Here is a 15,321-nt window from a genome sequence, read left to right as displayed (position 1 = left end):
GGGAACGCGTTCAGGCGGGAAAAGCCCGCACGGACCTGAAAAGGAGCGCGCACGGCAGGGAAAAGGCTGTCATGCCTGCCTGAGTTTAAGGTTGAACAGGAAACTTAAAAATAGTAGTTGCAGGTATGCGCTCCGCCCCAGGCCTCCTTTCCATTTTCTTGATTGCAGCCGGTGTCGCGTGCGCGGAGCTTCCGCCCGACCTGCCGCCCGCCACTCCCCTTCCCCTCGCGCCCGGACCGGTCATCGGCGGCACTATCAAGGGGAACCCTGCCGCCGGCGTTGTCCCCGTCAGGGAACTGATTGAAGCCAACCGCAGGAATGAAAACATTCCCATGGCGGAACCCATTCCCGGAGAAACGGTTTCCTCCATCCCCCAGGCGGAGCCCATCCCGAATGCGGAGCCTATTCCCGGGGAAACGAACCTGCATGCCCCGGTGCAGCCCGCAGGCCCGGTCCCGGTCATTCCTCCCACGGCCTTTTCCCCCGTTCCGGTTCCCCAGCATGAAACCCGCGTTGCCATCCTGGGCTATCATGATTTCAGCCGTACCCTTCCCGCCACGGAAATGCGCATGAATACGGACGTGTTCCGCGCCCAGATGCAGGCCCTGAAGGCCAGCGGCGTGCCCGTCATTTCCATGAAGGAATTCCTGGAATGGAAACTGGGAAGCAGGCAGCTCCCCGCCAAATGCGTGATGATCACCATTGACGACGGCTGGAAGAGCGTTTACACGGATGCCTACCCCATCCTGAAGGAAACGGGATTCCCGTTCACCGTTTTCCCCTATACCAAATTCATCACGGGCCGCGGCTCCGCCATGAGCCATGACCAAATCCAGGAAATGCTGGATAACGGCGCCACGCTGGGCAGCCACTCCGTCAGCCACCTGTACCCCAGATCATGGCGCGCCGCCCAGCGGAAGGGAACCCAGGCGGTTCTGGACCTGGCTACGGCGGAAATAAGCAATTCCCGGAAAATCCTTCAGGAAAAATTCCCCGGTTCCGCCGTGGAAGCCTACTGCTACCCGGGCGGATTCGTCCTGCCGGACATGATCACCAAGGCGGAGGAAGCCGGATTCCAGGCGGCCTTCACGGTGATTCCCAAGAAAGTAACCAAGGACACGGACCGCTGGCGGGTTCACCGCTACATGGTTTTTGGCAAGGATCCCAAGACATTCACCAGAGCCCTGAATTTCAACGTGCCCACGGCTCCGGAAACGCCGTCGGCCACTCCCGGCAACAATAGCAGCAGCGGGAACAGCCTGAATTCCTATCCGGCCCCGGCCCAGCCTGTCTACCCGGCGGCCAATACCGTGGTGAAAAACCAGAACCCGGACATCTCCATTTCCCTGGCCCGTGAACCAGCCTTCGATCCCAAACAGGTGGAAATGCGCGTTTCCGGCTTCGGCCTGGTGAATGCCCAGTATGACCCCAAGGAAAAAATCCTGAAATGGACGCCTTCCCGCCCCCTGCGCCTCAGCCCCGTAACCGTCCAGGTGCGCTGGAAAAACCTTGCCGCCAACCTGTGGCAGACAGCCACCTGGCAATTCGGCATCGCGGAGCAGGAAATGCACTTCATTCCCCAGAATGTAGTCAAATAATTCCGGCTGCTGTCGCAGCCATCGTCCCTCCGGAGCGCGGGTAAACGGGCAACCGGAAACTTCATACCCGTGTTTTCCGCCATAAACTCCTTCCTGGGAACAAGGGGCTCCGGCCCCTTGTAAAAACTCCGAACGGAAAAAGAGATGGCACTCTCCCTCCGCAATGTGGCGGAAAAAGCTCCTAAAAACCCGCAAGTCTCAAAACCCCTGAGAAACCAGGGCTCTTTCCAGCAAATTGAAGGGAGCGCTGCAAGCTCTTGCGGCAGCTGAGAGCATATGCGGCCAGAAGCCGCATCTTTTGCAAAACGTGAGAAAATGGAGAAAATCATTAACACCCTCTCCGTTCTCCTGCGGAAAAGTTTTATGCCGGAAAATCCGCCGCCCTCTCTTCCCGGACATAGAGTCCTCCGGACAGAAAAAAATATCCCCGGTTCATGTTTTTCCTGCCGTTGCAGACGGCATGGGATTCCAAATGCATTCCTCCTCCCATTCCTCCTCTCCCACACGGGGGCTCAATGTTAGAATAGCCTAACATTCATAAGTTGAGGAGACTTCCGCATCAACACGGAAAGCTCCCCCGGAATGCCAAAAAAACTGACATTTGGCTTGCCCGCATGGTGTGAAGTGGCATAATCATTTGGCACCATTATCAGGTTCAGCCAGGCACGGACATCCACATGAAGACGAGCACTAAAACTTTCGCCATTGCAGATACAGCCGCTAACGCAGACTATCTCACCAATACTTCCGAACCGCTCGGAGAAACGATGACCCTGAACGTGGGCCCCTCCCACCCCGCCACCCACGGCGTGCTGCGGCTGGTGCTGGAACTCGATGGTGAAGAGATCATTAGCTGCGATCCGGTGGTGGGCCACCTGCACCGCGGCATGGAAAAGATCGGGGAGACCATCCAGTACAACCAGTTCGTCCCCTACACCGACCGCTTTGACTACCTGGCCCCTCTTTCCAACAACATCGCCTATGCCTGCGCGGTGGAAAAACTGCTGGGCTGGGAGCTGCCGCCCCGCGGGCAGGCCCTGCGCGTGCTGGCCCTGGAGCTTTCCCGTTTTTCCTCCCATATCCTGGGCGTCGGCGTGTACGGCATGGACGTAGGCGCCATGACCGTGTTCCTGTACTGTTATGAGGAACGCGAAAAAATCCATAACTTTTACGAACAGCTCACCGGAGCGCGCTTCACCTCCTCCTACACCCGCATCGGCGGACAGACGCGCGACGTCCCCAATGAAATGCTGAAGGAAGTGCTCGTCTTCTGTGATGAAGCCGCCAAGACCCTGGATGAAACGGAAGCCCTGCTGCTCAAGAACAAAATCTTCATCGACCGCCTTCAGGGCGTGGGCGTCATCAGCCGTGAAAAGGCGCTCTCCTGGGCCATTACCGGAGCCAACCTGCGCGCCAGCGGCGTCAAGCGCGACCTGCGCAAAACCAACCCCTACCTGGGTTATGAGAATTACGAGTTCGACGTTCCCGTGGGTGAACACGGCGACTGCTACGACCGCTTTACCGTGCGCATTGAGGAAATGCGCCAGTCCCTGCGCATCATCCGCCAGGTCATTGAAACCATGCCGGACGGCCCCATCAACATGGTGGACACCAAGGGCACGCTGCCTGAAAAGAAAAAGGTCATGACGGACATGGAATCCCTGATCCGCCAGTTCATGGCCACCACCATGGGCGTGAACGCCCCCGCCGGGCAGGTTTACTTTGCCGCGGAAAACCCGAAGGGCGAGCTGGGCTTCTTCCTGGACTCCAAGGGGGGCGGACTTCCCAACCGCCTGCGCATGCGCTCCCCCTCCTTCTGCAATCTTTCCATCCTGCCGGAACTGCTGAAAGGCCACCTGGTTTCCGACGTTCCGGCCATTCTCGGCTCCTTCGACTTCGTGATGGGCGAATGCGACCGCTAAACACACGCTTCCCTTTTCCTTTCCAACTCAAACACCAAATTTCCTCCCCATGTCCGATTACGCTGAAAACGCCATCGACGCGACTATCGCCCACCAGCCCAGCCCGGGCGAACGGTTTTACCCGGCCTTTGAAGTAACGCCGGAGCTTGACGCCGCCGCCAGCGAATACGTCACGCATTATCCGGAAGGCAAGCAGAAATCCGCCGTGCTTCCCATCCTGCATGAAATCCAGAAAAAATTCGGCTTCATCAGCGCAGACGCCATCACCTGGGTGGGTGAAAAACTGAACATCTCCGCCGCCCACGTGCTGGGCGTGGTCACCTTCTATCCCGGCCTGCGCCAGATGTGCCCCGGCAAGACCCACATCCGCGTGTGCCGCACCCTCTCCTGCGCCATGGCGGGAGCGGACAGCCTCTTTGACGCCATCTGCGCGCGCCTGGGCATTGACAAGAGCGGCATTGACCATCACCACCCCATCGGCGTCAGCCCGGACGGCCTGTGGAGCGTGGAGGGAGTGGAATGCCTGGCCAACTGCGGATTCGGCCCCAACATGATGGTCAACGACCTTCTGTATGAAAAAGTCACTCCGGAACTGCTGGAGGAAGTGATCGCCAAGCACCAGAACGCCTAACCCTTTCCACCCCGCACCAGATTTTCGCCATGAGCATCACCTATCTTCCCGGTAAAGAACCCCACCCCAGGGAAACGCGCCGCATCCTGAAAAACGTCAACCGCGAAGGATGGAACACTTCCATTGACTGCTATCTGGCCGACGGCGGCTATGAGGAACTGAAAAAGGCGCTCGGCATGGAGCCGAAGGCCGTCATTGACGAGGTGAAAAAATCCGGACTGCGCGGCCGCGGCGGCGCGGGTTTCCCCACCGGCGTGAAGTGGACCTTCATTCCGCCGAACAACACGAAGCCCGTTTATCTGGTCTGCAACTGCGACGAATCCGAACCCGGTACCTTCAAGGACCGCTACATCGTCCACCAGGACCCCCACCAGCTCATTGAAGGGATGGTCATCTCCAGCTACGCGGTAGGCGCGCACCTGGCTTACATCTACATGCGGGAGGAATTCCCCATTGCCGCGGAAGTCATGCTCAAGGCCCTTCAGGAAGCGCGCGAACGCGGCTTCCTGGGCAGCAACATCCAGGGTTCCGGCTACGATCTGGAAATCCACGTGCACCGCGGCGCGGGCGCCTACATCTGCGGTGAGGAAACGGCCCTGCTCAACTCCCTGGAAGGCCAGCGCCCCTACCCGCGCATCAAGCCTCCCTTCTTCCCGGCCGCCATCGGCCTGTACGGCTGCCCCACCATCGTGAACAACGTGGAGTCCCTCTGCCAGGTGAAGCACGTCATCGCCATGGGCGGAGAAGCCTACAGCCAGGAAGGTGCCCGGCGCTCCCCCGGCACCCGCATCATCGGCGTTTCCGGCGACGTGAAACGCCCGGGGTTCTATGAAATCGTTTCCGGCTCCATGACCTTCGGCGAACTGCTGTATGACGTCTGCGGAGGCCCGCGGGACGGCCGCGAGTTCAAGGCCGTCATTCCCGGCGGCTCCTCCTCCAAGGTCATGCGCACGGACGTGGAATACAAGGTGCAGAACCCGGACGGCACCATGGGCAAAATCTCCTTCTTCGACATTCCGCTGGACCTGGACAGCATCTCCCAGCACGGCTCCATGTCCGGCTCCGGCGCGGTCATCGTCATGGACGACTCCCGCTCCATGCCCTGGGCCATGAACAACATCAACCGCTTTTACGCGCATGAATCCTGCGGCCAGTGCACCCCCTGCCGAGAAGGCTGCCCGTGGATGATGAAGCTCAGCACCCGCATTCTGGAAGGCAAGGCCGCCCCGTCCGACGTGGACCTGCTGATTGAAGTGGCCAACCAGATTGAAGGGAAAACGGTCTGCGCCTTCGGTGAAGCCGCCTCATGGCCCACCCAGGCCATGGTCTCCAAGTTCAAGGAGGAATTCGTGGCCCTGACGGATCCCTTCAACGCCTGCCTGCCCCATACCAGGGAAGGCCGGGAACAAACCCGTTTCCTCACCCGCTAACAGCAGAACGCAACACCACTTTTCAATACCATTTCCCTCCCATCCGTCATCATGAGTGAAGAAGCTTCCAAACTCCCCAAAGACATTGCCGCCGAGGAAGGCAAGGTGAACGTCCAGATCAACGGAACGTGGCACCGGTTCCCGCGCGGCACGCGGATTGCAGACGCCTGCCGTTCCGTAGGCGTTCCCATCCCGTGCTTCTGCTACCACCCCAAGCTGGCCGTCGTCGGCTCCTGCCGCATGTGCATGGTGGAACAGGGGATGCCGCCCAGGCTGGCTCCGGGCCAGACTCCCTCCTATGATGAAAACGGCTACCAGCGCATCCAGTGGATGCCGCGCCCCATCATCTCCTGCGCGAACACGGTGGCGGAAAACATGGGCATCCGTACGGACAGCCCCCTCGCCAGCGAGGCGCGCCGCGGCGTGATGGAATTCCTGCTTACCAGCCACCCGCTGGACTGTCCCATCTGCGACCAGGCCGGGGAATGCAAGCTCCAGGAATACTCCAACGACTACGGCCAGGTGGAAGGCCGCTATGAGGAAAAGAAGACCAAGAAGGGCAAGAACCTGAGCATCGGCCCGCGCGTGAACCTGGACCAGGAGCGCTGCGTGCTCTGCGGCCGCTGCGTGCGCTTCATGCGCGACATCATGCATGACGAAGTTCTCACGATGGCCCAGCGCGGCACCTTCAACGCCATCACGGTCTATCCGGGCCGTGAGCTGGACAGCAACTACTCCCTGAACACCGTGGACCTCTGCCCGGTAGGCGCCCTCACCTCCAAGGACTTCCGCTTCAAGATGCGCGTCTGGTTCCTGAAGGAAACCAAGACCATTGACGTGGACTGCGGCACGGGCACCAACATCATCCTCTGGACGCGTGAAGACAAGGTGTACCGCATCACCCCGCGCCCGAACGACGCCGTGAACTCCTGCTGGATGCCGGACTCCCACCGCCTGAATTACAAATACATCAACGCGGAAACGCGCATTCCCCAGCCCGTCATACGCACGGACGCGGGAGCGCCCCACCGCCCGTCCACCTGGGAACCCGCCCTGGCCTCCGTCACGGAAGCCGTCAAGCGCGTCGCCCCGCACCAGCTCGCCATCATCGCCTCCGGGCGCATGACCAACGAAGAACTTTACATGGTCCGCCACCTGGCCGCGCAAATCGGCACGGACATGGTGGACATCGTCCCCCGCATGGGAGAAAGCGACGGCATGCTGATCGCCGCGGACCGCAACCCGAACACGAACGGGGCCAGACTGGTACTGGGCATTGAACCCGGCTCCAGGCTGGCCGCCATCCGCGACGGCGTGCGCAACGGCTCCATCAAGGGCATCCTCACGCTGGGGGAAGACCTCACCGCCCCGGAAGCCGGCTTCACGGCGGAAGACCTGAAAAAGCTGGACTACCTGTTCATGACCGCCCACAGCGTGAATGAAACGGCGCGCCATGCGGACCTGGTTCTGCCGGGCGTCACGTATGCTGAAAAATTCGGAACGATGATCAACGTCACGGGCCGCATTCAGCGCCTGAACCGCGCCATCCAGCCCGTGGGCTACGCCCGGGATGACTGGCAGATTTTCCGGGACATCACCCTTCTGCTGGGCGGCAACCCCGCGCTGAAAGACTTCAACTCCGCCCTGGACGTCCTCACCGTCATGAGCACGGAATACGACGCCCTTAACGGCGTCACCTGGGGCTCCATCGGAGACGGGGGCCAGCCCATTCTGGAAACCGGCGTCACCATCCCCGTGGTGGAACATGAAAAAAGCCAGGGCCGCTAATCACACTTCACACGCACACAACCTGTTAATCCGCCATGATTGATTCGATTCTAACCTTTTGCGACGAAGTGCTCAGCAACCCTGTGTGGTTCTACGTCATCACCCTGCTGATCAAAATCGTCATCTGCTTCGCCATCACCATCCTGTTCATTCCGGTCTGCGTGTACATTGAACGCCGGGTGGCCGCCTGGATTCAGGACCGCGTGGGGCCCAACCGCGCCGGCATCCCGCTGAGCATCTTCCGCCGCTTCGGGGCTAAGTCCGACCTGCCGTTCAAAAAGACGCTGGACTACTTCGGCCTTCCCCACGACGGCAAAATCGCCAACCTGTGCCGCTTCTTCCGCCTGGACCGCGACATTCCGATCTTCGGCCTCGTGCAGCCCATGGTGGACGGCGGCAAGCTGTTCCTGAAGCAGGACTTCACGCCTCCCTTCGTGCGCCGCGTGTACTTCTGGATCGCCCCCATCCTGGTGCTGGCCCCCCCCGCTGATGACGGCGGCCGTGGTCCCCTTTGCCGGGGACCTGCACACCTCCTACGGCAACGTAAACATGGCGGTGGCCAACCTCAGCGTAGGGCCCCTGTGGATGTTCGCCATCTCCTCCCTCTCCGTATACGGCCTGGTGCTGGCCGGCTGGTCCTCCAACTCCAAATTCCCCTTCCTGGGCGGCGTGCGCTCCTCCGCCCAGATGATCTCCTACGAAATCAGCATGGGCCTGTCCATCATCCCCGTGCTGATGATTTACAGCACGCTGGACCTCTCCAACATCGTGGAATACCAGGCCGCCAACGGATGGCTGCTGCTTCCCGTGTGGGGCGAGGGCCTGAGCTGGCAGCGCTGGATTCTCCTGGTTCCCATCGCCATCAGCTTCATCATCTTCCTGACCTCCATCTTCGCGGAAGCCAACCGCACGCCCTTTGACATGTCCGAATGTGAAACGGACCTCGTGGGCGGCTACCACACGGAATACTCCTCCATGAAATTCGCGCAGTTCTTCATGGGTGAATACGCCGCCATGGTGGTGGGCTCCTCCCTGGTCATCACGCTGTTCCTGGGCGGCTGGTCCATCGGCTTCGGCCTGGACGGGTGGCTCAACGAACACGTAGCCAACTGGGTGACGGTCATCTGCCAGCTCATCGCGTACGTGCTCAAGCTTCTCTTCTTCGTCTTCTTCTTCGTCTGGGTGCGCTGGACGCTCCCCCGCTTCCGTTACGACCAGGTGATGAAGCTCGGCTGGATGGTCTTCTTTGAACTGGCCGTCATCAACATCTTCATCACGGCCGCCATCCTGTACTTCGTCAAGTAATCAACCTTCTTCATCCCGACAACATCACTATTATGGCCTTCAAAACGATCAAGCGCCCGAAGATTTCCCTCGGAGAGCGGTTCTACTTGCAATCCATCCTTGGCGGTCTCTGGATCACCATCAAGCACCTCGTTCTGGCTCTGCTGGGCAAATCCCGCAACAAGAAGGAACTGGCCGGCTCCGGCATAGGAGTCACGATGCAGTACCCGGAATTCCGCTGGGACAAGCACCTGCCGGAATACTACCGCGGGGCTCCCGTCCTGGTGAAGGGGGAAGACGGCCGCGAACGCTGCGTGTCCTGCCAGCTCTGCGAATTCATCTGCCCTGCCCGCGCCATCACCATCACCCCCGGCGCCATCAAGGAAGGCCCCTGGGGCAAGGTGGAAAAAGCGCCCAGGGAATTCCAGATCGACATGCTCCGCTGCATCTACTGCGGCATGTGCGAGGAAGCCTGCCCGGAACAGGCCATCTTCATGAGCCAGGACTACCTGTTCACCCCCACGGACAAAGCCCAGGCCATCCACAACAAGGCCAAGCTCTACGAAATGGGCGGCACCCGCAAGGGACTGGTCAACAAGTGGAACCAATACAAATAAATCACCCCGAAACATTCACTCCAATTTCCGTACGTTATGAACATTTTTGCCAGTGACATACTCTTTTACGTCTTCGGGGCCCTGGCCGTGATCCTGTCCCTGATGGTCGTCTTCATGCGCAACCCCGTTTCCTCCGCCATGATGATGGCCCTCTCCTTCGGAGCCACTGCCGCCATTATGATCGGGCTGGGCGCCCACTTCCTGGGCATTCTCCAGATTCTGGTATACGCCGGAGCCATCATGGTGCTCTTCGCGTTCATCATCATGCTTCTGAACGTGAAGCGGGAAACCTCCCCCTTCCGGCGGCCCGTATCCGTCGCCATCGGCGTCATCATTGCCGGCCTCTTCCTGGGCCAGCTCATCGGCATCATCTACTCCCTGCCCGGCGCGAAGGAAACGCACCGCTGCCCGATGGCCACCGCGGAACAGGCATGGAACGATCTGAAGATCGGCCAGGACAGCGCCAACTCCGGGAAAACGGAAACCAACAACCTTTCCGGGGAATGCGCGCAGAAACCCTGCGTTGCTTCCGGCGGATGCACACGAGGATCGGACTATGCCATCACCAAGGCATCTCTTGACCAATTGCTCCATTCCACCTGCGGCATAGCACCGTCCATCACCCTCCCTCCCCTCTCCCCCCAATGTTCCGCACACCTCTATCCGGAAGGCACCACCATCCGCGCGGAAATAGACAACGGGGAATTCCCGGATACCGCCCTGCTGGGCCGCACCCTGTTTGACAAATACAACCGGAGCCTGGTCATCGCCGGGCTGGCCCTGCTGGTAGCCTCCATCGGCGTCGTCGTGCTGAGCCGCCGCCCCTCCGGCAAATAACCCGAACCCCTTACCACAGCCATCATCATGATACCTCTTACGCATTACCTGATCCTCTCCGGCGTCCTGTTCGCCATCGGCCTGATGGGGGTGATTGTCCGGCGTGACATCATCGTCATCTTCATGTGCCTGGAAATGATGCTCAGCGCGGCCAACCTGTCCCTGGTGGCGTTTTCACGCGCCCAGGGCACCATGGGGCTGCCCAATTACGACGGACAGGCCCTGTCCATCTTCATCCTGACCATCGCCGCGGCGGAAGTGGCCATCGGGCTGGCCCTCATCGTCTCCCTGTACCGGGCCAGGCGCACGGCCAGCACGCAGGACCTCAACACGCTGAAAGACTAAGAGCAACATACCACTCCACGAACATGTTTAATATTGATATTCAATACACCTGGCTCCTGCTCTTCCTGCCGCTGGTCGTAGCCGCCTTCAACTGGTTCCTGCTGACCCGGCGCCCGAACGTCGCGGCCCTCACCTCCACCTTCTCCTGCCTGGCGACCTTCGTTCTTTCCCTGGGCCTGCTGGACCAGACCGGCTCGGACTCCTTCTCCTGGCTTCCGATCTCCGACGTCTTTTCCGTTGACCTGGGCTTTGTGCTGGACCCCCTTTCCACCCGCATGATGCTGGTGGTCACGGGCATCGGCCTGCTGGTCCACATCTTCTCCCTGAGCTACATGGCGGACGACAAGGCGAAAACGCGCTACTTCGCGTGCCTGAGCCTCTTCATGTTCTCCATGACGGGCATCGTCCTGGCGAACAACATCGCCATGACCTTCATCTTCTGGGAGCTGGTGGGCCTTTCCTCCTACCTGCTCATCGGCCACTGGTACACCAGGGACGCCGCCGCAAACGCCGCCAAAAAGGCCTTCATCTGCAACCGCGTGGGGGACTTCGGCTTCCTGATCGGCATCCTGACCCTCTGGGCGCTGACCAACACGCTGGACTTCAGCCTGATGGAAATGCCCGCGGGCCTCAGTGAAACCCTGCTGAACATCACGGTGCTGTGCCTCTTCTGCGGGGCGGTGGGCAAATCCGCCCAGTTCCCGCTGCACGTGTGGCTTCCGGACGCCATGGAAGGCCCCACCCCCGTCTCCGCCCTGATCCATGCGGCCACCATGGTGGCCGCCGGGGTGTACATGATGGTGCGCGTCCAGTACTCCATCGGCGTGGAAGCCTTCCCCGCCCTGGCCTGCAACGTCATTGCCGTCATCGGCGCCGTCACGGCCGTCATCGCCGCCTTCATGGCCACCCAGCAGAATGACATCAAGCGCGTGCTGGCCTACTCCACCCTCTCCCAGCTGGGCTACATGGTCATGGCCCTGGGTCTGCTGGCCGGGGAAGCGGCCATGTTCCACCTCTTCACCCACGCCTGGTTCAAGGCCCTGCTCTTCCTGGGCGCGGGCGCCATCATCTTCGCCTGCCACCATGAACAGGACATCTGGAAAATGGGCGGCATCATGAAGCGCATGAAGCTGACCTCCCTCACCTTCATCATCGCGACCATGGCGCTGGTCGCCATTCCGTTCACGTCCGGCTTCTTCTCCAAGGAAGCCATTCTGGAAGCCGCCCTGCACAAAAACCCGGTCTTCTTCTGGATCGGCGCGGGCGTGGCCCTGCTGACCACCTTCTACATGATGCGCGTGATCTTCGTGGTCTTCTTCGGCAAGAGCCGCAGCCACAGCTCGGAACACGCCACGGAAGTGGGCGGCCTCATGCTGGTTCCCCTGCTGATTCTGGCCGTGCTGGCCCTCATCTCCGGCTACGGCTTCATGGCTGACAGGCTGGTGCCCTTCAACGGGTTCGTTTCCGAAAGCTTCCATATCGGCATGCCCTTCTACGTCTCCATGGGGGCTCTGGTGCTCGGCATCCTGCTGGCGGCCGTTTTCTATGCGGGCTCCCCGGCCTCCGACAAGCTCTCCGGCAACGCCGTTTCCCGCGCCCTCGCCAACCGCCTCTACATTGACTGGTTCTATGACAAGGTGCTGGTCAGGGGCATCCAGGGCTCCCTGGCCGCCATCATCGACTTCATGGACCAGTTCATCATCTCCGGCCTCATCGTGGGCGGCCTGGCGCGGCTGACCGCCGCCGTGGGCTCCCTCCTGCGCCGCCTCCAGTCCGGCAGCATGGCCGCCTACACGGCCCTCTTCGGCATCGGCCTGCTCCTGGTCATCTACTTCACCGTCTTCTATTCCTGCTAACCTACCAACCAATCACACACCATGCTTATCTGGCTTGTTCTCATTCCTCTGATTGCCACGGCCCTCATCGGTCTGTGCAAGGCGCCCGCACGCCCGACAGCCCTGCTCAGCGCCACGCTGACGCTGGCCCTCGGCATCTGGGCCCTGGTTAGCTTTGACGGCTGCTCCTCCTGCTGGTCCCGCTTTGAAGGGATGGACCTCCAGCTCACCCTGGCCCCGGCCCTGGCCAAAGTGATGCTGCTGCTGACCATCCTGGTGACCTTCGCCACCGTGCTGGGCACCAATCCGCCCAAGGGAGGGGAAGCCTCCTGGTACAACTCCGCCCTGCTGATTTCCGCGGGCGCCACCGGGGCCTTCCTGTCCGACAACATCATCTCCTTCTTCGCCTTCCATGAGCTGGCCCTCATCCCCACCTTCGTGATGATCGGCCTGTACGGACGGGGCGACCGCCGCACCACGGCCTGGCGCGCCACGCTTTACCTGGGGCTTGCCTCCATGGTGCTGCTGGCCGCCCTGCTGATGATCGGCACGCAGGCGGGCTTCACCTTCTCCGGATTGAAAGACTTCATGGCCGGCGGCCGGGAACTCGCCCACGCGGAGCTCATCGGCGCCCTGCTGATCGCCGGGTTCGGCACGCTGATTTCCCTCTTCCCCTTCCACTCCTGGGCAGCCCCCGCGTATGCCTCCGCCCCCGCTCCGGTGGCGATGATGCATGCGGGCGTGCTCAAGAAGTTCGGCCTGTACGGCCTCTTCATGTTCCAGCCGCTGATGGAAACTGGCTTCCTTCCCTGGACGAACATCCTCCTTGTCCTGCTCGTATGCAACGTCATCTGGGTAGGCTACGTGACCGTCAACCAGAAGAGGCTGGACCTGCTCCTGGGCAACTCCTCCGTGATGCACATGGGCTACATTTTCCTGGCCTTCGCCGCCCTGGTGGCCTCCGGTTCCGCGGAAGCCAACCCCTGGGCGCTGAAAGGGGCAGCCCTGCTTATGCTGGCCCACGGCCTGACCATCGCCCTGCTCTTCCTGCTCTGCGGACAGATTGAAAAGCAGACCGGCACGCTGGAAATCAACTCCCTGGGCGGCCTGAGCACCAGGCTGCCGCGCATGGCCTTCGTCTTCGGCCTGGCGGGCATGGCCTCCATCGGCCTCCCCGGCCTCGCCAACTTCCCGGGGGAATTCATGGTCTTCTTCTCCGGCTTCGCCGGATTTAACGACAGCTTCGGCCCTGTCCAGATCGCCACCATCCTGTGCCTCTGGGGCCTGGTCATCGGCGCGGTGTACATGCTGAGGGCCTACCGCAACATCTTCCAGGGGGACCTCTCCAAGGCCGCAGCCTACGCCACGGAACTGCTGCCTTCCGAACGGGCGGCCAACTACTTCCTGACGATCACCCTGGCGGTCTTCGGCTTCTTCCCCACGCTGGTGCTCCAGTTCTTCTCCTGATTCCCCTTCCGAATACAATCCAAGTTTAACCCGATCTTCTTTTACCCATGCAAGCGTATATTCCGGAATTCATCCTGGCCGGCCTGGCGATGCTTATGCTCCTGGCCGAGACCTTCTGCAAAAAGACGCCCAAATTCGTCTTCGGGCTGATTGGCGCGGCGGGTGCCCTGGCGATGCTCCCCTTCTACATGGGGGGGCTCTATGACAATGTCTACATCATCCTGGCGCTTGTCGCCACGGCAGTCACCCTGCTGCTGTCCGTGGACTTCCGGGCCGTCATCAACCTCTCTTCCAACGACTCCAAGTCCCAGGACGGCACGGGGGAATTCTACATCCTTCCCCTGCTGGCCTGCGTGGGCATCACCTCCCTGTGCAAAGCCTCCAACCTGGTGGAACTGTTCGTCTCCCTGGAAGTGCTTACCCTGAGCTCCTTCATCATGGTGGGCTACTTCCGCCGGAACCTGGGCTCCACGGAAGCGGGCATCAAGTACCTGATTCTGGGCGCCGTCAGCACGGGCTTCCTCGTCTTCGGCCTGGCCTGGTACTTCGGCGTCACGGGAACCTTCATCTATGACGGAGCCATCGTCAGCCACGCGCTGGCGGGCCAGACGGCCCCCGCCATGTACCTGGCCCTCGCCATGCTGCTGCTCGGCACGGCCTTCAAAATCGGCGCGGTTCCCATGCAATTGTGGATTCCGGACGTATACCAGGGCGCACCCACTCCAGTGACGGCTTTCCTCTCCGTGGCCTCCAAGGTGGCCGGCTTTGCCCTGCTCAGCATCATCCTGGCCCCCTTCGCCGCCCTGCCTCCCGTTGAATTCGTCATAGCCCTGATGGCTGCGGCTACGCTGCTGGTGGGCAACCTGGGCGCCATTCCGCAGACCAACCTGAAGCGCATGATGGGTTACTCCTCCATCGCCCAGGCCGGGTTCATCCTGCCCCTCTTCATCGGCACCGTGGACGGCCGGCTTGCCCCGAACGCCCCGTTCTACCTGGCCGTGTACCTGGTCATGACCTTCGGCGCCTTCTTCGCCCTCGCCATGGTCCGCATCCAGCGCGGGAGCGAGGAAATCTCCGCCTTCCGCGGCCTGGGCAAGACCAATCCCCGGCTGGCGCTGGCCATCACCATCATGTTCGCCTCCCTGGCGGGCGTGCCGCTGACAGCCGGTTTCTTCGCCAAAATGATCTCCTTCGTGCACGTCATCAACACGGGCCTGTACCTGGGCTGGATGCTCCCCGTCATGATCATCTGCGCGGCCTCCGGCTTCTATTACTACTTCAAGGTCATCCGCTCCATGTACTGGGACAAGCCCGCAGAAGACGCGGACCCCGTACAGGTTCCCGTCATTTCCGGAGTGATGCTGGCGGCCTTCTCCATCTTCATCGTGCTGGGAGGCCTGATGCCCCTCTTCCTGAACCCCATCCGGTAGAACGACATTTCCCGTTCATCATCCCGAAGGCCGTTCCCGCATCCGCGCGGGACGGCCTTCTTCATTCCGGAAGCGCCGCGGGCCTTTGCGGCAGTTAAAGGAATCAATCAGCCGCATTGAACGAAAGCAAACAAATG

General features: G+C 61.0%; 12 protein-coding genes and 1 pseudogene. All 13 read left to right on the top strand.

All coding sequences use genetic code 11. The annotated features are described in order from the left end of the window. Window positions 1-158 precede the first annotated feature (158 nt). The 13 genes and pseudogenes from J5W70_RS09095 to J5W70_RS09040 all read left to right on the top strand — a co-directional run bounded on the left by J5W70_RS09095 (window position 159) and on the right by J5W70_RS09040 (window position 15,184). A complete protein-coding gene (locus tag J5W70_RS09095; protein WP_180975164.1) occupies window positions 159-1,598 on the top strand; it encodes a polysaccharide deacetylase family protein in 1,440 nt (479 codons plus the stop codon). Window positions 1,599-2,275: 677 nt separating this feature from the next. Continuing rightward, on the top strand, window positions 2,276-3,520 hold the full coding sequence (nuoD, locus tag J5W70_RS09090) for an NADH dehydrogenase (quinone) subunit D (protein WP_022396672.1): 1,245 nt from the start codon (window positions 2,276-2,278) through the stop codon (window positions 3,518-3,520). A 49-nt stretch (window positions 3,521-3,569) separates the two neighbouring features. Further along, window positions 3,570-4,151, top strand: coding sequence for an NADH-quinone oxidoreductase subunit NuoE family protein (locus J5W70_RS09085; protein WP_022396671.1), 582 nt, complete (start codon window positions 3,570-3,572; stop codon window positions 4,149-4,151). A 29-nt stretch (window positions 4,152-4,180) separates the two neighbouring features. After that, on the top strand, window positions 4,181-5,581 hold the full coding sequence (nuoF, locus tag J5W70_RS09080; protein WP_022396670.1) for an NADH-quinone oxidoreductase subunit NuoF: 1,401 nt from the start codon (window positions 4,181-4,183) through the stop codon (window positions 5,579-5,581). A 51-nt stretch (window positions 5,582-5,632) separates the two neighbouring features. After that, complete coding sequence (locus J5W70_RS09075) at window positions 5,633-7,369, top strand: NADH-quinone oxidoreductase subunit G (RefSeq protein WP_022396669.1); 1,737 nt, start codon at window positions 5,633-5,635, stop codon at window positions 7,367-7,369. Between the two features lie 35 nt (window positions 7,370-7,404). After that, a pseudogene (locus tag J5W70_RS12820) lies at window positions 7,405-7,794 on the top strand (NADH-quinone oxidoreductase subunit H); the annotation flags it as partial. Window positions 7,795-7,858: 64 nt separating this feature from the next. Continuing rightward, window positions 7,859-8,674 (top strand): complex I subunit 1/NuoH family protein, encoded by an 816-nt coding sequence (locus tag J5W70_RS12815; protein ID WP_257228416.1) that lies wholly within the window; start codon window positions 7,859-7,861, stop codon window positions 8,672-8,674. A gap of 32 nt (window positions 8,675-8,706) precedes the next feature. Next, complete coding sequence (locus tag J5W70_RS09065) at window positions 8,707-9,270, top strand: NuoI/complex I 23 kDa subunit family protein (RefSeq protein WP_022396667.1); 564 nt, start codon at window positions 8,707-8,709, stop codon at window positions 9,268-9,270. 36 nt (window positions 9,271-9,306) lie between these two features. Then, window positions 9,307-10,107, top strand: coding sequence for an NADH-quinone oxidoreductase subunit J family protein (locus J5W70_RS09060; RefSeq protein WP_022396666.1), 801 nt, complete (start codon window positions 9,307-9,309; stop codon window positions 10,105-10,107). A gap of 27 nt (window positions 10,108-10,134) precedes the next feature. Next, window positions 10,135-10,452 carry an NADH-quinone oxidoreductase subunit NuoK gene (gene nuoK / locus J5W70_RS09055; RefSeq protein WP_012420642.1) on the top strand — a complete coding sequence of 106 codons (318 nt, stop codon included), beginning with the start codon at window positions 10,135-10,137 and terminating at the stop codon, window positions 10,450-10,452. A gap of 23 nt (window positions 10,453-10,475) precedes the next feature. Then, window positions 10,476-12,308 carry an NADH-quinone oxidoreductase subunit L gene (nuoL, locus tag J5W70_RS09050; protein ID WP_022396665.1) on the top strand — a complete coding sequence of 611 codons (1,833 nt, stop codon included), beginning with the start codon at window positions 10,476-10,478 and terminating at the stop codon, window positions 12,306-12,308. 21 nt (window positions 12,309-12,329) lie between these two features. Further along, on the top strand, window positions 12,330-13,754 hold the full coding sequence (locus tag J5W70_RS09045) for a complex I subunit 4 family protein (RefSeq protein ID WP_022396664.1): 1,425 nt from the start codon (window positions 12,330-12,332) through the stop codon (window positions 13,752-13,754). A 47-nt stretch (window positions 13,755-13,801) separates the two neighbouring features. Then, entirely contained in the window at window positions 13,802-15,184 is a 1,383-nt protein-coding gene (locus J5W70_RS09040) for an NADH-quinone oxidoreductase subunit N (RefSeq protein ID WP_022396663.1), read from the top strand. Window positions 15,185-15,321: the final 137 nt, after the last annotated feature.

This window comes from Akkermansia massiliensis (assembly GCF_018847375.1).
Classification (GTDB): Bacteria; Verrucomicrobiota; Verrucomicrobiia; order Verrucomicrobiales; family Akkermansiaceae; genus Akkermansia; species Akkermansia massiliensis.
The sequence above is the reverse complement of the archived record's forward strand: the minus strand, read 5'-3'. Positions and strand labels throughout refer to the sequence as shown.